The organism is Picosynechococcus sp. PCC 11901 (assembly GCF_005577135.1).
Taxonomy (GTDB): Bacteria; Cyanobacteriota; Cyanobacteriia; order Cyanobacteriales; family MRBY01; genus MRBY01.
Genome location: NZ_CP040360.1, coordinates 501,802 through 521,963, shown reverse-complemented (window position 1 = coordinate 521,963; position 20,162 = coordinate 501,802). Strand labels below are relative to the sequence as shown.

Below are 20,162 nucleotides of genomic sequence, written 5' to 3'. Positions count from 1 at the left end.
ATTACATAAAACTACTAAATTAACTTAGACAAAATGGCATTGATTCAGACTCTGGGCAAAGGGAACCAGAGCAAGATGGCACAATAAACCTCAATATCTTCTACAGTGAAATTTTTTAGATGTCCCATTCGATCTCGGCCTTGATTGAAGCGCTACAACAGCCAGCGATATATCCCCACCCGACCCAGGAGGCGATCGCCTTAGTGCAAACCCATGTGTCCTACGTATTTTTGACCGGGGACTATGCCTACAAACTAAAAAAAGCGGTTAATTTCGGCTTCCTGGATTTTTCGACCCTAGACAAGCGTCAACATTTCTGCAAAGTAGAACTGGAGCTAAATCGTGCCCTGGCTGCTGACCTGTACCTAGAAGTGCTGCCCATTACCTATGACGGCCAAACCTATGCTTTTAATGGGGCAGGGGAAGTGGTGGAATATGCCGTGAAAATGCGTCAATTCCCCCAGGAAAATCTGTTGAGTGAGATGTTTACAGCGGGCACTCTCACCGAAGATCACATGGTGCAACTGGGAAAAGCCGTCGCTGATTTCCATCAACGGGCAACCACCAACGACCATATCCTGAGCTTTGGGGAAATTGCCAAAATCCGCCAAGCCATCGATGAAAACTACGCCCAAACGGCCAAATATATCGGTACTGTCCAGACCCAAGAGCGCTTCGAGCAAACCAAACAATTTACAGATAATTTCTTTGCTAGCCGGGAGGAAATTTTTGCCAAACGCCGCCGCGAAGCAAAAATCAAAGAATGCCATGGCGATCTGCACCTGCGCAATATTTGTTTTTGGCGAGATCAGATTCAACTATTTGACCGCATCGAATTCAATGAGCCTTTCCGGTTCGTAGATACCATGTATGACGTGGCTTTTACGGTGATGGATTTAGATGCGCGGGGGGCCAGGGAGCAGGGGAATGCTTTTCTCAATACCTATGTCGAACGTACCGGAGATTGGGAAGGGCTCCAGGTTTTGCCCCTCTACCTGAGTCGCCAGGCCTATGTACGGGCAAAAGTGACTTCATTTCTTTTGGATGATCCGGCGATCGCCCCAGAAGCAAAAATCCAGGCTGCGGCGATCGCTTCAGATTACTACGATCTAGCTTGGCGCTATACCCAACGCCCCCAGGGAAAAGTGATTGTGATGTGTGGTTTATCCGGTGCTGGCAAGTCAACGGTGGCCCGGGCGGCAGCTCGCCAATGGAATGGAATTCAACTGCGCTCCGATGCTGTGCGTAAACATTTAGCAGGCTTATCTTTAGAAGCAAAAGGCGATGACCACCTCTACAGTGAAGCGATGAATGAGCAAACTTACGCCCGTCTACAAGAGCTGGGTTTACTACTCGCCAAACAGGGCTTTACAGTGATTCTCGATGCCAAGTATGACAAACTTGTCTACCGTAAAAATGTGGTTAAAGCCTGTACCAACCAGGGCATTCCCCTAGAAATCTTCCACTGCCAAGCACCGTTGCCGATTTTGGCCCAACGGTTAACAACCCGCACCAACGATATTTCCGATGCAACGGCAGATCTGCTTACTAGCCAGCAGGAGCAGTTTGACTCTTTTGCCCCAGAGGAGCGACCCCTGGTTAAAACCCTGGATACCACCCAGGCTCCCGCCGCAATCATGGCCCAACTTACGGAGGAGTCGATTTAAGCCAAATTAATTTCTCAGAGAAAAGAAAAAGGCGATCGCCAACTTGGGTGGAAATATTACAAAAAGTTAACACTTGCGCATATTTCTCCCCGATCCCGTAACAAATCCCACGGAAACTCTGGGTCATTTCTCCAAAATAAATAGTTATAAATACTCATTGACTATTTCAATTGAAGGAGTAAAAACCATGCAAACAGCTGGCCAAATGACCTGGAGTCCCAACGGTGGTGCGTCTGAAGGGGTACTACATCTTAGGTTAAAAGCCTTTGACCCTTGGCGTCCCTATACGGAGTTTCCGGAATTTTACAAACCTGATTTTCCGTCTACCTCTGCGGGGTATGCCACTTTTCTTTCCCTCATTCGCAATCAGTGGCAGTACGTAAAGTAGGGTCTCTGCTGGGTAAGGCGATCGCCCTTGCCTTGCCCAGAATCACCATAGAATGTAACAATATATAAACTAAGCATTGACATTTGCAGCAGCTCTCGAAGCTCTTCGCCCATGAATTTACTTGCGACTTCGCCCAGTGCCAGCACCGCCTTTTTTCAGCGCTCCGCCGGTCGGTGGCATTCCCAGCGCCGCTACTACACCCTCAACAGTGACCAGGAGCCCCTGGAGGCCATTTCAGAAATCGAAGTCGTCTTTTTGCCCGCCGAGCACCCCCACCTGAAACCCTTGGCGATCGCTCACAAATTATCCCCTGATCAAGCCTTTCAATGTGGGGCGAAAGTAACCTGGGAAAGCACCTACACCAATGTGCAACGCAAACCCCTAAAAGGAGAAACGATCTTTGGGATTCGGGATCAGTTCATGTACCGCGACCGTGGTTTTTCGACCACTGCACCGATTGTGGCCGAATTTGAATTGATTCAACCCCACGTTATGCGACTCCAGACCGCCTATGACGGCGCCAGTTTTGAAGAAGAAATCAAATTTGTTGGGGATAAGCACCGCACCCGCCAAACCATTACTTCTCGTGCAGGCCAAGAACTGATGATCGCGCAATATTTAGAAACACGCCTCTAGGGCTCCGGGCTAAATTTGCTGCCTTTAAAAACTCCCTTGCATAAGGAAATCTGTGTTGGACGTATGTCACGGATTGTTTAGGTTTATCTGTCTCGCCAAAAATTGCCAAAATTCCCGCTTACACTGAGAAGAGTGGAGGCCTCAAGCCCGCAGCGGCAAAGGAGAGAGTTATGGCGATCGCCACGATCAATCCCACAACCGGAGAAATCTGTCAGCGTTTTAAAGCCCTGACCCCAGCAGAAATTGACGCAAAATTAGCCAAGGCCCAGGATGCATTTCAAGCATATCGGCGCACCAGTTTTAGCCAACGGCGACAGTGGCTCGAAAATGCGGCGGCGATCCTCGAGCGGGATGCCAGTAAATTTGCCGAAATTATCACCACGGAAATGGGAAAAACCCATAAAAGTGCGATCGCCGAAGCCGAAAAATGCGCTTTGGTATGTCGTTACTATGCCGAACACGGCGAACAGTTTTTGGCCAACGAATATAGAGAAACCCAGGCCACAGAAAGTTATGTTTGCTATCAGCCCTTGGGACTCCTGCTTGCAGTAATGCCGTGGAATTTTCCCTTCTGGCAAGTCTTTCGCTTTGCCGCCCCAGCCTTAATGGCGGGGAATGTGGCGGTGTTAAAGCATGCGTCCAATGTGCCCCAGTGCGCCCTCGCCGTGGAAGCGATTTTAGAGGCGGCGGGGTTTCCGGAAGGGGTGTTTCAAACCTTGTTAATTGGCGCAGCCCAGGTAGAGCAGGTCATCAAAGATCCCCGGGTGAAGGCCGCCACCTTAACGGGGAGCGAACCCGCTGGGGCGAGTTTAGCCAGTCTCGCGGGCCAAGAAATTAAACCGACGCTCTTGGAACTTGGTGGCAGTGATCCCTTTGTGGTCTTTCCGTCGGCGGATCTCGATGAGGCTGTGGCTGTGGGCACCGTGGCCCGCACCATGAATAATGGCCAATCTTGCATTGCGGCAAAACGGTTTATTCTCCACGAGGCGATCGCCGCCGAATTTCTCGAAAAACTCCACCTCAAATTTGCCAGTCTCAAGATCGGCAATCCCATGGAACCAGAGACGGATATCGGCCCCCTGGCAACGGAGAGCATTTTGCAGGACATCAGCCGCCAAGTAGATCAAGCTGTGGCCGCTGGTGCCAAGGTTTTGCTCGGTGGGCAACCCCTCGATCGCGCCGGTCATTTTTATCCGCCGACCATTTTGACGGAGATTCCCCCAGGAGCGAAGATTCTCCGGGAGGAACTGTTTGCACCGGTGGCGATGGTGTTTACGGTTAAAGATCTTGATCAGGCGATCGCCCTCGCCAATGATATTCCCTTTGGTTTAGGGGCCAGCGCCTGGACAAATGATCCAGCAGAACAACAACGCTTTATTCAAGAGCTCGATGCTGGGGCCGTCTTTATCAATGGCATGGTGAAATCTGACCCCCGCCTCCCCTTTGGTGGGACGAAACGCTCTGGTTATGGGCGAGAATTGGGCCTCGCTGGGATTCGCACCTTTGTGAATGCCAAAACGGTGTGGCTAAAATAACCCCCCGACTTTATCCCAACGATTTTGGTGCCTGAGGAGGCGATCGCCCGTGAATACTGCAGAATTATTGATCCGATGTCTAGAAAATGAAGGGGTGGAGTATATTTTTGGGCTGCCGGGGGAAGAAAATCTCCATATCCTCGAAGCCCTTAAGGAGTCTCCCATCCGCTTTATCACCGTCCGCCATGAACAAGGTGCCGCTTTTATGGCCGATGTATACGGTCGTTTAACCGGAAAAGCGGGGGTTTGTCTGTCTACCCTGGGGCCTGGGGCTACCAATCTAATGACCGGGGTTGCCGATGCGAACCTCGATGGGGCTCCCCTGATTGCGATTACAGGGCAGGTGGGTACCGACCGCATGCACATTGAATCCCACCAATATCTTGATCTGGTGGCGATGTTTGCCCCCGTCACCAAGTGGAATAAACAAATTGTCCGGCCGAACACGACCCCGGAGGTGGTACGTCGTGCCTTTAAAATTGCCCAGCAGGAAAAACCAGGGGCCGTACACATCGACCTCCCTGAAAATATTGCGGCGATGCCCGTAGAAGGTCAGCCCCTCCAGCGGGATGGTCGTGAAAAAATCTATGCTTCAAGCCGGAGTTTAAACCGGGCTGCCGAGGCGATCGCCCATGCCAAGAGTCCTTTAATTCTGGTGGGTAATGGCATTATTCGCGCCGATGCCGCCGAAGCCCTCACCGATTTTGCCACCCAGCTGAATATTCCCGTGGTCAACACCTTTATGGGCAAAGGGGCAATTCCCTACACCCATCCCCTGTCCCTGTGGACGGTGGGACTCCAACAGCGGGATTTTGTCACCTGTGCTTTTGAACAGAGCGATTTGGTGATTGCAGTGGGCTACGATCTGATCGAATATTCCCCCAAACGCTGGAACCCAGAGGGAACGACCCCAATTATCCACATTGGTGAAGTGGCTGCCGAAATTGATAGTAGTTATATTCCCCTCACAGAAGTTGTCGGTGACATTGGTGATGCATTAAATGAAATTCGTAAACGCACAGACCGTGAGGGCAAAACCGCGCCAAAATTTCTCAATGTCCGGGCTGAGATTCGGGAGGACTATGAACGCCACGGCACCGATGCTAGTTTTCCGGTCAAACCCCAAAAAATCATCTACGATCTCCGCCAAGTGATGGCCCCAGAGGACATCGTTATTTCCGATGTGGGGGCCCACAAAATGTGGATGGCCCGCCATTACCATTGCGATCGCCCAAATACTTGCCTGATTTCCAATGGATTTGCGGCGATGGGCATTGCGATTCCCGGTGCTGTAGCAGCCAAATTAGTTCACCCAGAAAAAAATGTTGTGGCTGTCACAGGGGACGGGGGATTTATGATGAACTGCCAGGAGCTAGAAACGGCCCTGCGCATTGGGGCGAATTTTGTCACCCTAATTTTTAACGACGGTGGCTATGGCTTGATCGGTTGGAAACAGATTAACCAGTTCGGCGCACCAGCTTTTGTGGAGTTTGGCAATCCCGATTTTGTGCAGTTTGCCGAAAGTATGGGCCTCAAGGGTTATCGGATTACCGCCGCCGCCGACCTTGTGCCGACCTTAAAAGAAGCCCTAGCCCAGGATGTGCCAGCGGTGATCGATTGCCCCGTAGACTACAGCGAAAATGTGAAATTCTCCCAAAAATCAGGGGATTTAATCTGTCGCATGTAACAGGGTGTCGTACTGGGGATGGAGTTCTACCACGCGACCCACAATGGCGATCGCCGGCGCAGAAAAGCCCGTTGCTTCGACTTTTTGGACAATGTCCCCAAGATTACCCAGAAGTTCTTCTTGATCCGGGCGCGTTCCCCAACGAATTAGAGCAATAGGAGTGTCTGTGGTTAAGCCCCCTGCGAGGAGCTGGGGAATAATTTGGGGCAGATTGTGGATGCCCATGTAGATCACGAGGGTCTCAGAACCCTGGGCGATTGCCTGCCAATTAACCTGGGGTCGATACTTGCCAGCGGCCTCATGGCCTGTGACAAAGGTTGCCGAACAACTATAACCACGGCTGGTGAGGGGAATGCCACAGTAGGCGGGAGCGGCAATGCCAGAGGTAATGCCTGGGACAATTTCGACGGGAATATTTGCGGCTTGGAGATCGGCCATTTCTTCGCCGCCTCGCCCAAAAACAAACGGATCGCCCCCTTTCAAGCGCACCACAATGGCAAATTCCTGGGCTTTTTCGATCAAAATTTTTGTGGTTTCTTCCTGGGGGAGTGAATGTCTACCCCGGCGTTTCCCCGCATGGATCCGTTCGGCCTGGGGATTGATCATCGCCAAAATTGGCTCACTGACCAAGGCATCATAAACAACCACATCAGCCATTTCGAGGAGGGTTTTGCCCTTTAGGGTAAAGAGGCCAGGATCACCGGGGCCTGCCCCAACAAGGTAAACTTTGCCGACTGGAGTGCTAGGGGTCATGGAATTTGCCATGGAGGAGGGGTTCAGGGAGAAAATAAATTTAAGGGAAATGGCTGAGGAGCCGTAAGGTATCCCAGATTAACACGGGCAATTTTTTTTTCTGTATCTTTGGTTGCCCTTTCTAAAGAAATACTTAATTTTTCTCTTGACAAGGCGATCGCCCCTTTTGTTTTCTGCCAAGAAATCCCTAAAAATAAGGAGCCATGGCCCCAATGAAAAACCATGACGCCCCATTTACCCTAGGCTCGCTCCTGCTTCTGGGGATTAGACCGGATTTGCTGGAGCAATAGTTCCAATTCCGCTTGGATCGAGAGATATTTTACCCGGGTATCTAGGGGTAATGTATTGGCGGCTTTATCCTGGACTGTACATTGACTCATGGTTTGATCTAAAGCAATTTTAAAATGGCATTTATTAAGAGAATGAGTATATTAACTTAAAATTCCCCACTGTCAGGGAGAAATTTTCGCACAAGGAGAGAGAAGGGCAGCATAAAATAGTGTATTGCTGGATAATCTGCATGATTCATCCCCCATTGCCAGGATTTGAGGATACATTTTGCTGCTATCAAAAGGTTTAGAGATTGAAATCTACACAGGCACTCCCACCGGAGAAATTATCGGCCTCTCCGATCAAGTGGTAAAGGCCCTCGAAGGCTTTGTGCGGGAACCCGATAATCGCAATGTCGAATACACCACGCCCCCTTGTTGCAGCTATGAAAGTTTGCTCTGTGCAATTTTGCAGCCCCGATTGCAACTGCGTCAGTTTTTGAAAACCCTGGGGAACTACACCCTCATTCCTGGCAGTACCCTCTCTTTGGGCGATGCGAGTCGCTTTTTTCGCTCGGATCCTCAAAATCCCTACCATGCCTATATTGAACAGACCTATGGCACCGATGTGGTGACGGCCAGTGTCCACATTAATATTGGCATTGAAGATCCAGAAATTTTGATGCGGGCCTGTCGGTTAATGCGCCTCGAAGCCCCGTTGATCCTGGCGCTAAGTGCGGCCTCGCCGTTTCTAGATGGTCGCGTGACGGGTTCCCATTCCCGCCGCTGGCAAGTATTCCCGAAAACTCCGGCCCAGGTGCCCCTATTTACCAGCCATCAATATTTTATTGATTGGACTAATGAGCAACTCCGCCTGGGGACGATGCAGAATGTCCGACATTTGTGGTCTTCGGTGCGTCCCAATGGCGATCGCCGTCCCTACTCCTTAAACCGCTTGGAATTGAGAATTTGTGATTTGGTGATCCATCCCCTGCAATTGCTGGCCATTGTCGCCTTCGTCGAAGCAAGAATCCAGCAGCTTTTGGCCCAGCCCCACCTCGACCCCCTCAAGTCCAGTCAGCTAAATCCAGCCCGCCTTTTGGAAATTACCGATGCCAATGAGCAACTGGCGGCCCAATCTAGCCTAGAGGCGACCCTCTATCACTGGCGCACAGGCCAGCCGATTCAAGCGGTGGATTGGATCCAAGAAATTTATACAGAAGTCTATCCCTTTGCGAAACAGGCGGGATTTGCTTGTTTTCTCAGCCCCTTGCAAAAGTTACTCCGGGAGGGGAATCAGGCTCAACAATGGCTCCAGGCCCATCGTCAAGGTCAACCTTTAGAGATGATTATCCAAAAGGCGATCGCCGAAGCCGAAACCCTCGATCAAGAATTAGCCCAATATTTGTGCGAACCTGCTGCCCTTGTGGCCTAGGTGCTTGAATGGGTATCTTTAACTGTTTGTAAGACTTTGTTTATTAATCTGCGCCGATGCCCCAACTGGTTCTTGTTCACCCCCAAATTCCCCCCAATACAGGTAATATTGCCCGCACCTGTGCGGCGACCGATACGGAATTACACCTCGTCGGCCCCCTAGGTTTTGAAATTAGCGATCGCCACCTAAAACGCGCCGGCCTAGATTACTGGCCCCATGTCAAACTTTCTTTCTATCCCGACCTTGAGCATTTCCTCCAGGCCCAGGCCACCAGAGGGGGGCGTCTCCTGGGTTACAGCGTCCGGGGCACGAGCCAATACACAGAATTCACCTACCAAGATGATGACTGGTTGCTATTTGGTAGCGAAACCCAAGGCCTCCCCGCAGAACTGCTCCAACGCTGCGATGCAACCCTAACTATTCCTATCAATAAGACCCATGTTCGGAGCCTTAATCTTTCCGTGAGTGCAGCGGTGGGTCTCTTTGAAGTGCGGCGTCAATTAGGGCTTTAGTTTTCCTCGATAAGATATTTCTATCACCGCCCCCCCGTAGTGCGCCGAAAACATTAACAGATCCCCCCTGAATCGGTGGAGATTTTATTCTTTTAAAACAAAAATACTATCGCTAAATGTGCACTTAGAAAGCCTAAAAAGCTTATGCAATAGGTGTCTGGGCTAGAGAAGCTGTCAAAACCTAAAAAATATGCTAGGCGATCGCCAGTGGGGAAAAGTGCAACTAAATATTAACTGAAATCACCCTTGTTCTGTATCCTGGACTACCCATTGATCCCAGTGTTTTTCCCCCAGAAAAATCAAAATATATCAACCCAGACTTGTTAAAAAGAAGAAACCAGGGTAACCTTTCCTAGACATTCACCAAATGTCCAATTCAAGTGATCTCAATCACGAGAAGTCGGTAGAATTGTTACTTCAATTGTTTCAGTTGAAGCAGAATGAAACCACTGCTCGACACAAGTAGGAGGTTGTTTTTGAAGGACGTATCCCAAAAGCACCGCATTGTATCCCCTGAAGGTACTGCAGCTTTGGCAACGTCGGTAAAGTCGAACCAAGCGTCTGTTTTCCCATCAGCCTGCTCCCCCTGGAGTCTTGTTGGTTTTCTGGAAAACGTGCCTCACTTCTCACATTTTTTGTCTTCCCATTGAGGGCTACGAAAAATTTCACCGATTTCGGTGTTGACCACGGAAGTAACGGCTTTGCCCAATTCACGAACAGACCGTCTTTTTTCCCAAGGAGAAACATTTATGATTCCTGCTCCAGTTACTTTAGCAACGGCTCCGGAGGTCGAATCCCCCCAACTCGTCGCTGCTGTAAGTTCAAATTCTGTCAGTAGGGTTGAGCCTGAACTACCCGCCATCAAGCACATTGTTGCTGAAGCTGATACGTTTTGGTCCATTGCTCAACGGTATGGCGTGGCCCCTGAGGCGATCGCCACCTTAAACGATCTCACTGTCGAAAGTACTCTAGTGGTTGGGCAAGCACTAAAAATTCCGGCCCCTTCCCAACAACCGATCGCCCGTTATGAGATTGACTCTCCGGCGATCGCCCCCAGCGAGCAACCCACGCTCCCCAAGCCCAGCGTCGAAGTTGCCGCCCTTGAGCTTCCTTCCCAAGCCCTCATGGATGCCGATTCTGCCCGCCTTGAGGCCGACGCACCTACCGCTACATTACGCGCCGAACAGGACAAACTCGTCGAAAGTATTCAAGCCCTCAAAAGCCAGCCTGTGGAAAAGGTGATTTTTGAGGCCAAAACAGAGGCGCCTCAACCCGAAACCTTGGTTAGCTCCACTGCTTTGACTCCCCAGGCACCCACCGCTGCCCCCAAGGGCGTTGTCACGATTCCTGTACCGAAACCCCAGGACTTTAGTGCGCCCACGGCCAAGGTAGAGCCCACACCGGAAACCTTAATCGCTAATAATGCGGTTTCTAGCCCCCAGCGTTTACCGGAACCCCCCCAGCTCCAATCTCCTACCCCTGAATTGGTATTGGAAGCGAAAAAAGAAGAAAAAGCAGAACAGGCCCGCTCTGTCACCCTGACTGTTCCGCCAGCCCAGAGCAATGCCTCGACGCCTCTGGTGCGTCCCCAAGAAAAGGCCGCTACTCTAGCAGCCCCAGCGGAAGTCTTGGTTGCAGCAAACACCAATGCCGTGCCCAAAACCCATGTGGTTCGTCCCGGGGAAACTTTATATGCGATCGCCCGTCGTTATGGCATCTCAGGGCGTGAATTGATTGCCGCTAATAAGCTGCTCAATCCCAACGTAATCTACGTCAACCAAAAGCTAGCGATTCCGGCTCGCGCCCAGCAACCCCAGCCCCAAAAAGAATTTGTGGCCCTTGTTCCCCAAATGGAGGTAACCCAAGGCGTGAATCGTAATAGTGCAACCCTAGCGAATGCCGTTTCTCTGCCGCAGCCCAAATTACAGGCAGAAACTGGTTCTGTAACCGCACCGGACAGCGACAGAATCACCACGGAAGCCGCCGTAGAAAAGCTTAAAACTGACATCGCGCGGCTACGTCGGGAATATCAACAGCAATCAACGCCCATTGCCCTCAAGGTTCCGGCTCCCAATGTCGAATTCACCAGCAATGAGCGCGCTGCGGCCCCGGCCCCGGTAGTTAACCCAGAATGGCAAGGACAACCTGAGCCTTCTGCTACGGCCCCCCGCACCGTGGAAGTGCCCGAAGCACCCCAGGAAATTGCAGCGGCTTCTCCTGGCAACGTCGCCAACTACAACGCGCTTCTGCGTCTCTCTGTTGGTGAAACCGTGAGCCCGGATCTGCCTCCCCTGGCCTCTCCCGATGAATATTTACCGGGCGCTGAAATCTTCAATGGTTATATTTGGCCGGCGAAAGGAACCTTTACCTCTGGTTATGGCCCCCGCTGGGGTCGGATGCACCGGGGGATTGATATCGCTGCTCCCACAGGCACCCCCATTTTTGCGGCGGCCAGTGGTGAAGTGATTACGGCTGGCTGGAACTCTGGTGGTTATGGCAACCTCGTCAAGATCCGCCACGGTGATGGCAGTGTCACGCTATATGCCCACAATAGCCGGATCATGGTACGCAAAGGCCAACAGGTCAAGCAAGGCCAACAAATTGCAGCCATGGGTAGCACTGGTTTTAGCACTGGCCCACACCTCCATTTTGAGATTCATCCGAAGGGTCAGGGAGCAGTTAACCCGATGGCCTTCTTGCCGAAGCGTTAGGGCAAAATATTTAACTTTTAAGTTCAATACATTGATTTAAGAGAGGGAGTCTTTCCCTCTTTTTTTGTGACTATGGGCAAAGCAATCTCGCAGGAAGCACCTTTTAAAATGGGAACGACGAAGTTATTTATCCAGTGTTTTTGTGATGTCCCCACTCCAAACAGAAACGGTTCAAATTCCCAATGGTGATCTGCAGATTGCGGCTTACTTGAGCTATCCAGTTAGTGCGGAACCCTTGCCCGCTGTGATTGTGGTGCAGGAAATTTTTGGGGTTAATGGCCACATTCGTGATGTCACTGACCGCATTGCCCGCTTGGGTTATGTGGCGATCGCCCCGGCGATTTATCAACGCTTGGCCCCAGGATTTGAAACAGGGTACACCCCAGAAGACGTGAAAGTCGGACGGCAATATAAAGAACAAACTAAGGCCACAGAACTGCTTAGTGATCTCCAGGCAACCATTGATTATCTTTATGATCTGCCCCAGGTGAAGCCCACGGGGGTTGGTAGCATTGGTTTTTGCTTTGGTGGTCATGTGGTCTATTTGGGGGCCAGTTTGCCGGAGATTAAGGCAACAGCGTCTTTTTATGGTGCTGGGATTACCACCTGGTGTCCTGGGGAAGCAACCCAGACAACCCTTGATTACACCTCTGAAATCCAAGGCAAACTCTACGGTTTCTTTGGGATGGCCGATGCGTCGATTCCGGCGACTCAAGTAGATCAGATCGAGACGACTTTAAAAATGCACCAAGTCGAGCACAAGATTTTTCGCTATGAAGGGGCAGGCCATGGCTTCTTTTGCGATCGCCGTGCCAGTTACAATGAACAGGCCGCCCAAGCAGCATGGCAAGAGGTACAGACCCTCTTTGCTGAAACCCTCTAAATTTTTATTTTTGTCTAACTTCGATGACCCAGATACCGACCGACGACCCCACAATTCAGCTTGATCAATTTCTGAAAATTATGAACCTTGTGGCGACGGGGGGCCAGGCCAAAATGGTCATCCAGGGGGGCTTCGTGGAGGTCAATGGAGAAACAGAAACCCGCCGCAAACGGAAATTACGCCACGGGGATTTGGTCAGTTTTGAAGGGACAACGCTCCAAGTTGAATTTGACGAGTAGGGTGGTTTCCTAAAGCTCAAGGTTGAATCATTGTTTTTGCGGCGATGCGGGTGCGTTTTCGATCGCCTTCGGAGAGGTCTTGGCCCCCTTGGAGTTGGGTCGCATTTTGCTGGAGGACAGTGGCCGCATTGGTATCACCCAGTTGAATCGCCGTTTTTGCTGCCGTTTGGAGGAGAGTCGCGGCCCCTTGGCGATCGCCTGCCTTGAGCTTGTCTTCGGCCAGTTGGGTTTGTCGGTATTTAGCAAGGGCGAGAATCGATTGTTGCACCACCGGATTCGGGGCTGGTTGATAGTTTTCTTGGACGTCTACGGTGATCGGAATCGCTTCTGAAATGAGCCGAGTTTGGCCCGTGGCCGGGTCATCGTAGCGGACTTGGGCCTGGGCGATGGCTTGGTGGCCGGGGGGCAGTTGGTCGATGTAGAGATTGGCCAAAATGATCCGGGGCGCTTCGGTTAAGAGATCCCCAAGGCGGACACCGTAAAAATCGCCTTCTTTGACCACGGGCAACTCGATGGTTTCTGGGGCCACCTGGGCGAGGGGTTTGAGATCTGCCAAGCGACTACCGGGAGAAAGTTGTAAAAGCAGTTGAGCATTGGTTAAACCAACCGATTGGGCCCGCTGGAGGAGTCGTTCAAATTCGGTGAGGGCCTGATTGGGGGTTTCAATATAAGCTAGGCTGCCATTGGCCGCATCAGCAATTTTTTCGAGGACATCCTGGTTCCAATTTTCGCCAAAACCGAGACTATTGAGGGTGACACCATGTTCGGCAGCGACGGCGGCAATTTCCAAACAGCGGCCATTGTCGCCATGTTCATTTTCACCATCGGTGAGCATAAACACCTGGGCGGCGCGTTTACCGGGACTACTGGCCAGCTCCTGTAACCCAAGCTTAATGCCATCGTCGATACAGGTGCCCCCGGCGGCCTCAAGGCGATCAATCTGGGCTTTGATGTGGGCTTTGTCCGTGACATCTTGGTTGGGGACAATCACCTTTGCTTTGTGATCAAAGGCAATCACCGAGAGGCGATCGCCTTCCCGCAGTTGGTCAACCAGTTGTATTGCGGCTTCTTTAACGGTGCGGAGGGGTTGCCCAGCCATTGAACCACTGTGATCGAGCACTAAACAAAGATTGAGCGGCAGGGTGGCGTCTTGAAAATCACTGGCGATCGCCCCAATGGAGAGGGAGAGTTGCCGTTGACTTTGGGCCTGGGTGGCATCCAAATGGGCATCACTAAGGAGCGCTTGCAGTCCGACTTGCATCATGGCTATTTCTTGATAAGGCGTGAATTATTGGGGGGCAAACCCCGTAGACAGAGGCAAATATGTTCGCAATTTCAGCATAACTGTTTCCCTCGGGGAACGGGCAACGACGACTGGGTTTCGTAATGATTCGGAGTTTTAGGCTGGATAATTTGCTAAAAATGTTTCGAAGGCCGCCGTCGGCAGGGGGCGACTAATGAAAAACCCCTGGAATGTGTAACAGTGATGTTGGCGCAGAAATTCCATTTCTTCAGCCGTTTCTACCCCTTCAGCGACGACCGAAAAGTTAAGCTGCTGGGCCATGTTGATTAAGGCTTTGGTGATGGCGGCATTTTTAGGGTTTTGGTGAATATTTTCCACAAAGCAGCGATCAATTTTGAGGGTATCAAAGGGAAAATGCTGCAGGTATCCCAGGGAGGCATAACCCGTCCCAAAGTCGTCAATGGCGATCGCCACGCCTAGTTCTTTAATCAGCCGAAATTGGGCCATCGTAAAATCAACATTCTCCACTAGGGCACTTTCGGTCAGTTCTAGTTTGAGCCAGCGGGCCTCAAGCCCCGTTTCCGCCAAAATTGCCTTGAGGCAGGGCACCAGTTGGGGACTTTGTAGTTGCTTACTCGAAAGATTGACCGAAATTTGCAAGGGAGTCAGGCCCCGTTGTTGCCATTGGACGGCTTGGGTACAGGCTGCTTTGAGGATCCATTCCCCCAGGGGCACAATAAAGCCTGTCATTTCGGCGAGGGGGATAAACTCCCCCGGTGAAACCAAACCCTGTTCCGGTGATTGCCAGCGCACCAACACTTCCGCCCCAATGATCCGCTGGCTTTCGATGTCGAGTTGGGGCTGGTAATAGAGTAGAAATTCGCCGTTTTTCAGGGCCTGCTGGAGGTGAAGATTTTTGTGGGGTAAGAGGCGATCGCGGTCTTCGCTCAGTTGTTTGACTCGATGCTGCAAAATTTCCAACATCCCGAACAGTTCTAGGGGATCGAGAATTTGGGAGAGATTACTTTCTGTCAAAATACCCCGTAATTCCCCGTCTTTTCCGGTAACAACGATCCGCCGCACCCGATGCCGTTGGAGTTTTTCTTGGGCGATCGCCAAGGAATCCCCAGGATGTAACTGGATGAGGGGCGCACTCATCACTTCCCCAACGCTCAAGGCCTCTAAATCAGCACCAGAGCCTTGTAATTTGACGATATCTCTTTCTGTGACAATACCAATAGGCTTGATGAAATATCCAGCTTCGATGGCCACCACTATGCAGCTAATCCGCCGCCTTGCCATCAATTGCGCAACTTCGAGGACAGAGGTTTCTGGTGGGGCGGAAATCACTTGACTAGACATCACCTCCCGCACTTCCCGAAACCGGAGAAAATAGCCCAAATGTAACGCCTGCCGCAACAGACTAAGGGTTGTAACCCCAATCACACGCTGCTGTTCATCCACGACGGGCAAATGGCGGATCTGATGCCGTTGCATTAAGTTATAGGCCGAAAAAACGTCGATTAAATTTTTCTGCTCAATGGTCACCACCGGGCTAGTCATAATTTCCCGCACCAAGGTTTGGTGGAGCGCTTTCGGTGAAAGGGACAGCCGCACCAAGCCCCGCTCCGTTAAAATTCCCACCATTTGTTCCCCCTCCGTAATGATTAAACAACTTTGGGGAGAATCTTTTTCCTGGCCCGTCATGAGGGCGATCGCCTCGGTGAGAGGCATCTGGCCATCGAGGAAAATCGGCTGCTCAAAGCTGATCCCTTGACCCGTAGCCAGGTCATCATTCTGCCAAAAAAAAGTCATATGGCTCCGGGGAAAATTACCTACGGTTTTATGGGTTAACGCTACTCAATGATAGTGTCTGCACCTATGTTGGGTTTTAGCACAGATTTTCAAAGCGAGATCCCACAAAAACGCAAAAACCCCCTGGTATTTGATGAATGCCTTACAAATGGCCCGTTTTCACATAAATAATGCAGCCTGCTCGACTAAAGGGAGTATGAATACTATCGGGGGGATTGCGTAACCAACTGCCGGCGGGGTAGCTGCCCTGTTCGTCCTCAAAAGTTCCTTCCAGGACAAAAATTTCCTCACCCCCCCAATGGCGATGGGTTTGGAAATAAGTACCCGGTTCCCACCGCACCAGGGCAACATTTTCCCCCTGGAAATTATGCAACGGCAACACCGATAAACCTTTCACTAAGCCGGGTACCCAGGGCTGCACTTGGGTATTCACCCGCACAAAAGTTTGATCCGCCGGATCCATTTGCCAGAGCTTCACGAAAATCGTACAACCCGTTTTACTGTGGGGACGGTGACTGGAACCCACGGGATTACGCACATAGGTGCCGGGAGGATATTCCCCATGTTCATCGGCAAAGGTGCCTTCGAGGACAAAAAATTCTTCGCCGCCGCCGTGGGTATGTTCCGAAAAATAACTATCGGGGGCATAGCGTACCAGGGAAGTCGCGCGGGCAACTTCGGCCCCATCCCGGTCTAACATTCGCCGTTCGACCCCGGCCATGGGTGAGGCTTGCCAGGGTAAAGCGTTGGTATCGAGGACAACCCGTTCTTGTAAATCGGCGCGGAGTTTCATGGGGTTAGGCTAAAAATTTTTCAACGCAACGGACAAACATTTCTACCCCCATTCCCAGGGCTGTTTCATCGAAGTTAAAGCGGGGATGGTGGTGGGGATAGGCCAGATCAAAGTAGGGATTGGCCGAACCAAGGAAGAAGTAACAGCCGGGCACTTCCCGCAGGAAAAAGGACATATCTTCGCTGCCCATGGTTTGGCATTCGGGCATCACGCCTAGGGGCGTTTCGATGGTTGCCTCGGCGACGGAACGCACCAACTCGGCCATGGCGGGATCGTTGATCGTCGGCGGGTAAAGATGTACATGGTCTAATTTGTAGCTGGCTCCGTAGCTTTGGCAAATGCCACTGACGATGGTTTCGAGGCGATCGCCAATGGTTTTTTCCAGTTGGGGATTAAAGTAGCGGATGGTGCCCTTGAGATCTGCATAATCGGCGATCACATTCATGGCGTGGCCCGCCTTAAACTCGCCCACCGTGACTACTGCTGCATCGAGGGGATTCACAATACGGGACACAAGGGTTTGCAGTGCGCCGACAATTTGCGCCCCAACCACGATCGCATCGACAGTCTGGTGGGGGAGAGCACCATGGCCCCCTTTCCCCTGTACCCGCAGGTCAAAGCTTTCGACCGCCGCCATCAAGGCCCCTGGTCGTACCCCCACCGTGCCGAGGGGAAGGTTATTCCACAGGTGCAGGCCAATAATCGCATCCACATCGGGATTGTGGAGCACTCCCGCCTGGATCATTGGTTTCGCGCCACCGGGACTTTCTTCAGCAGGTTGGAAAATAATTTTCACAGATCCCCGGAAACTGTCGCGGTTTTCCTGGAGATATTTGGCCGTCCCCAAGGCGATCGCCACATGGCCATCGTGACCACAGGCGTGCATTACTCCCGGATGCTGGGAACGGTAATCCACCTCATTTTCCTCTTGGATCGGTAGGGCGTCCATATCGGCGCGAATGCCCAGCACTTTACCCTTTTGGTGACCTTCGATGAGGGCGACAATGCCGGTTTCAGCGATGCCCGTTTGGTGGGGGATGCCCCATGCCGTGAGCTTATGGGCAATAAATTCTGCTGTCAGATTTTCTCGAAATGCCAGTTCCGGTTTCTGGTGGATCTGGCGACGCCACTGGACAATTTCTGATTGGAGCGCTTGGATCGTGGGACGAATCCGGTGTTTGTGGAGAACGGCATCTAAGCTAACGGTGGCAACCATGGGAAACCCAACGCAAGGACGTAAAAATCTGCCCTTCTAGTGTAGAAGATTCTTTTTTCTCCCGTCGATCTGCGGACTGGGGAAATAGAGGCCTAATCTTCGTCTGCTGGGGTCGGATGCCACAGTAACCGTACGGCGAGGGTCGCAAAACCGATGGCCGCTAGACCCTTGAGAATCTGGGCAGGGATAAACGCAGCGAAAGCTCCCCCGGCAATGACACCCAAAAGACTGGTGGTAACTAGGGCCGTCACGGAGCCAAAAAATACGGCAATGGGTGATTTGGAACTGCCCCCTAAGGCGATCGCCGCCAGTTGACTCTTGTCACCAATCTCCGCCAAGAAGACGGTAATAAAAGTGAGACTTAGTAATTGCCAATCGATATCTACCATGGGTGAGAAAACTGTTTTATCGGTGAATCACGTTAATCAAAAACCAGGAACGGCTGCCCGGGGAAAGGCATTAGGCTGCCAGCATATCCACAATCAGTAGACCCGCAATCACGAGCAGCAGCACGCCAACAAACATATCTAAAATATCGGGGGCCAGCTTCCGGGCGAGCCAATAGCCAATGATTACCCCCAGTAAGCTCGTACTGACCAGGGCAAGGGCGGCCCCCAGAAAGACCACCCAGGGAGAAGCCGCTTGAGCCGAAATCAAGAGGGTGGCTAACTGGGTTTTGTCCCCCATTTCTGCAATGAAAATCGTCAAAAAAGTGGAGCCGAAAACAGTCCAAATACTCCAGGGTCTTTCCTGTTTGGGGGGGTGACTGGCCGTCATATTACTTGGGGAAAATCTCGCTTAAAACCATGGCTTAGTTTATCAGGTATGTTTCGTGAATATGAAACAAAAGTGAAAGTCTAGGGAAGCTAAAGGGGATGGTTCGGCGGACTTTTCTCAGGATCGGTGGGTGAATTATGAGGCGATCGCCCCAGGGCAAAAATGAGCGTTGGTGTCCCTCCCAAAAGGCCCCAACCCAACCAACACCGGAAGCTGTAACCCTTACGCCAAGAGACCAATGCCGCCATCACCCCCATCAAACAATGGAGACTCGCCAAGAGCCAGACCCGGTAATCGAAAAAAAACGCTTGCATAGTGATCGTGGTATAACCTTTAGAAACCATGTTACATTTCGCAAACAATATCAATGACATCAGTTACTGTGCGCCCTAGTGCCACAACTCTTTTAGAAAAGCATCCAAATCTACGGCTCCGGGATATCCTCGATACATTGCCCCGTTCCGTCTACGAAATAAATCCGCTAAAAGCTTGGTCTAGGGTGCTGTTAAGTGTGGCGGCGGTGGTGGGTTGTTATGCCCTCTTGGCGATCGCCCCTTGGTATTTACTTTTACCCGTTTGGTTTTTAACTGGAACTGCCCTAACGGGTTTTTTTGTGATTGGCCATGATTGCGGCCACCGTTCCTTTTCCCGCAAAAATTGGGTCAATAATTTAGTCGGTCACCTGGCTTTCTTGCCGCTCATTTATCCTTTCCATAGCTGGCGCATTCTCCATAATCATCACCACCGCTACACCAACAATATGGATGAGGACAATGCCTGGGCTCCCTTTACCCCTGAGCTATACGATGACTCTCCGGCGTTTATCAAAGCTGTTTACCGGGCGATCCGGGGTAAACTCTGGTGGCTTGCTTCGGTGATTCACCAACTGAAACTCCACTTCAATTGGTTCGCCTTTGAAGGAAAACAACGGGAACAAGTTCGTTTTTCGGCCCTATTTGTGATTATTGCTGGGGCGATCGCCTTTCCGGTTATGTTCTACACCCTCGGCGTTTGGGGCGTCGTGAAATTCTGGCTGATGCCTTGGCTTGGCTATCATTTCTGGATGAGCACCTTTACCCTTGTCCACCACACCGTACCGGAAATTCCCTTTAGCTACCGGGACAAATGGAATGAGGCGATCGCCCAACTGTCTGGAACCGTCCATTGCGACTATCCCAAGTGGGTTGAAGTCCTTTGCCACGACATCAATGTCCATGTGCCCCACCACCTTTCTACAGGCATTCCCTCCTACAATCTCCGCAAAGCCTACGCCAGCATCAAGCAAAATTGGGGTGAATATCTCTACGAAACCAAATTTTCTTGGGAGTTGATGAAAGCGATTACCGAGCAATGTCACCTCTACGACGCTGAGCACAATTACATTTCTTTTGCGCAACATCAAAAACGCTAATTTCAGTAAAACAATTTTTTAAAAAACGAAAATATTGCCGACTGAGCTTTTGTTTCGACACCCTAGGTTTTAGGGTGTTTTTTATGTAAAAAAAATCCCCTCTAAAGGAGATTTTGTTGGTGATGCTAAAGAGCCTCCTAACATTCTCCCTGGAGGGAGGTGCCGAAGGCGGCGGGTGAGTCCCTAAGGAAA

At 51.2% G+C, this 20,162-nt stretch carries 20 protein-coding genes; 11 read left to right on the top strand and 9 right to left on the bottom strand.

The annotated features are described in order from the left end of the window. Positions 1–119 precede the first annotated feature (119 nt). The 5 genes from FEK30_RS03525 to FEK30_RS03500 all read left to right on the top strand — a co-directional run bounded on the left by FEK30_RS03525 (position 120) and on the right by FEK30_RS03500 (position 5,913). Complete coding sequence (locus FEK30_RS03525) at positions 120–1,667, top strand: bifunctional aminoglycoside phosphotransferase/ATP-binding protein (RefSeq protein ID WP_138071830.1); 1,548 nt, start codon at positions 120–122, stop codon at positions 1,665–1,667. Positions 1,668–1,854: 187 nt separating this feature from the next. Continuing rightward, on the top strand, positions 1,855–2,055 hold the full coding sequence (locus tag FEK30_RS03520; protein WP_030008230.1) for a hypothetical protein: 201 nt from the start codon (positions 1,855–1,857) through the stop codon (positions 2,053–2,055). 111 nt (positions 2,056–2,166) lie between these two features. Continuing rightward, complete coding sequence (locus FEK30_RS03515; protein WP_255447933.1) at positions 2,167–2,691, top strand: phycobiliprotein lyase; 525 nt, start codon at positions 2,167–2,169, stop codon at positions 2,689–2,691. A 170-nt stretch (positions 2,692–2,861) separates the two neighbouring features. After that, a complete protein-coding gene (locus tag FEK30_RS03505; protein WP_138071828.1) occupies positions 2,862–4,226 on the top strand; it encodes an NAD-dependent succinate-semialdehyde dehydrogenase in 1,365 nt (454 codons plus the stop codon). Between the two features lie 49 nt (positions 4,227–4,275). After that, positions 4,276–5,913, top strand: coding sequence for an acetolactate synthase large subunit (locus tag FEK30_RS03500; RefSeq protein WP_030007761.1), 1,638 nt, complete (start codon positions 4,276–4,278; stop codon positions 5,911–5,913). Here the strand turns inward: FEK30_RS03500 and cobA are convergent. After that, positions 5,896–6,666 carry a uroporphyrinogen-III C-methyltransferase gene (cobA, locus tag FEK30_RS03495; protein ID WP_223209948.1) on the bottom strand — a complete coding sequence of 257 codons (771 nt, stop codon included), beginning with the start codon at positions 6,664–6,666 and terminating at the stop codon, positions 5,896–5,898. The genes FEK30_RS03500 and cobA overlap by 18 nt on opposite strands. A gap of 239 nt (positions 6,667–6,905) precedes the next feature. After that, the gene (locus FEK30_RS16710) at positions 6,906–7,046 is read right to left on the bottom strand and encodes a hypothetical protein (RefSeq protein ID WP_012308359.1); all 141 of its coding nucleotides are present in this window, start codon (positions 7,044–7,046) and stop codon (positions 6,906–6,908) included. Between the two features lie 178 nt (positions 7,047–7,224). Between FEK30_RS16710 and gshA the strand changes: the two genes are divergently transcribed. The 5 genes from gshA (at position 7,225) to FEK30_RS03470 (ending at position 12,715) form a co-directional block, all read left to right on the top strand. Beyond that, positions 7,225–8,370: a glutamate--cysteine ligase gene (gene gshA, locus FEK30_RS03490; RefSeq protein ID WP_138071826.1), complete on the top strand. Its 1,146-nt coding sequence runs from the start codon at positions 7,225–7,227 to the stop codon at positions 8,368–8,370. Between the two features lie 56 nt (positions 8,371–8,426). Continuing rightward, complete coding sequence (locus FEK30_RS03485; protein WP_065717169.1) at positions 8,427–8,882, top strand: tRNA (cytidine(34)-2'-O)-methyltransferase; 456 nt, start codon at positions 8,427–8,429, stop codon at positions 8,880–8,882. A 749-nt stretch (positions 8,883–9,631) separates the two neighbouring features. Continuing rightward, on the top strand, positions 9,632–11,593 hold the full coding sequence (locus tag FEK30_RS03480; RefSeq protein ID WP_138071824.1) for a LysM peptidoglycan-binding domain-containing M23 family metallopeptidase: 1,962 nt from the start codon (positions 9,632–9,634) through the stop codon (positions 11,591–11,593). A gap of 145 nt (positions 11,594–11,738) precedes the next feature. Further along, entirely contained in the window at positions 11,739–12,476 is a 738-nt protein-coding gene (locus FEK30_RS03475) for a dienelactone hydrolase family protein (protein ID WP_138071822.1), read from the top strand. A gap of 23 nt (positions 12,477–12,499) precedes the next feature. Beyond that, positions 12,500–12,715, top strand: coding sequence for an RNA-binding S4 domain-containing protein (locus tag FEK30_RS03470; RefSeq protein WP_138071820.1), 216 nt, complete (start codon positions 12,500–12,502; stop codon positions 12,713–12,715). 16 nt (positions 12,716–12,731) lie between these two features. Here FEK30_RS03470 and FEK30_RS03465 read toward each other — a convergent pair whose 3' ends face one another. From FEK30_RS03465 to FEK30_RS03435, 7 genes are all read right to left on the bottom strand, one after another. Then, the gene (locus FEK30_RS03465) at positions 12,732–13,976 is read right to left on the bottom strand and encodes a vWA domain-containing protein (protein ID WP_138073730.1); all 1,245 of its coding nucleotides are present in this window, start codon (positions 13,974–13,976) and stop codon (positions 12,732–12,734) included. 138 nt (positions 13,977–14,114) lie between these two features. Continuing rightward, positions 14,115–15,773: an EAL domain-containing protein gene (locus FEK30_RS03460; RefSeq protein ID WP_138071818.1), complete on the bottom strand. Its 1,659-nt coding sequence runs from the start codon at positions 15,771–15,773 to the stop codon at positions 14,115–14,117. A 142-nt stretch (positions 15,774–15,915) separates the two neighbouring features. After that, the gene (locus tag FEK30_RS03455; RefSeq protein WP_138071816.1) at positions 15,916–16,566 is read right to left on the bottom strand and encodes a cupin domain-containing protein; all 651 of its coding nucleotides are present in this window, start codon (positions 16,564–16,566) and stop codon (positions 15,916–15,918) included. A gap of 4 nt (positions 16,567–16,570) precedes the next feature. Continuing rightward, entirely contained in the window at positions 16,571–17,782 is a 1,212-nt protein-coding gene (locus tag FEK30_RS03450) for a M20 metallopeptidase family protein (protein ID WP_138071814.1), read from the bottom strand. Positions 17,783–17,874: 92 nt separating this feature from the next. Continuing rightward, positions 17,875–18,162 carry a TMEM165/GDT1 family protein gene (locus FEK30_RS03445; protein WP_138073729.1) on the bottom strand — a complete coding sequence of 96 codons (288 nt, stop codon included), beginning with the start codon at positions 18,160–18,162 and terminating at the stop codon, positions 17,875–17,877. Between the two features lie 79 nt (positions 18,163–18,241). Next, the gene (locus FEK30_RS03440; protein WP_012308349.1) at positions 18,242–18,559 is read right to left on the bottom strand and encodes a TMEM165/GDT1 family protein; all 318 of its coding nucleotides are present in this window, start codon (positions 18,557–18,559) and stop codon (positions 18,242–18,244) included. 89 nt (positions 18,560–18,648) lie between these two features. Next, positions 18,649–18,873 (bottom strand): hypothetical protein, encoded by a 225-nt coding sequence (locus FEK30_RS03435; protein ID WP_138071812.1) that lies wholly within the window; start codon positions 18,871–18,873, stop codon positions 18,649–18,651. Positions 18,874–18,926: 53 nt separating this feature from the next. Here FEK30_RS03435 and FEK30_RS03430 point away from each other — a divergent pair, with 53 nt between their 5' ends. Beyond that, entirely contained in the window at positions 18,927–19,970 is a 1,044-nt protein-coding gene (locus tag FEK30_RS03430; RefSeq protein WP_138071810.1) for a fatty acid desaturase, read from the top strand. Positions 19,971–20,162 lie beyond the last annotated feature (192 nt).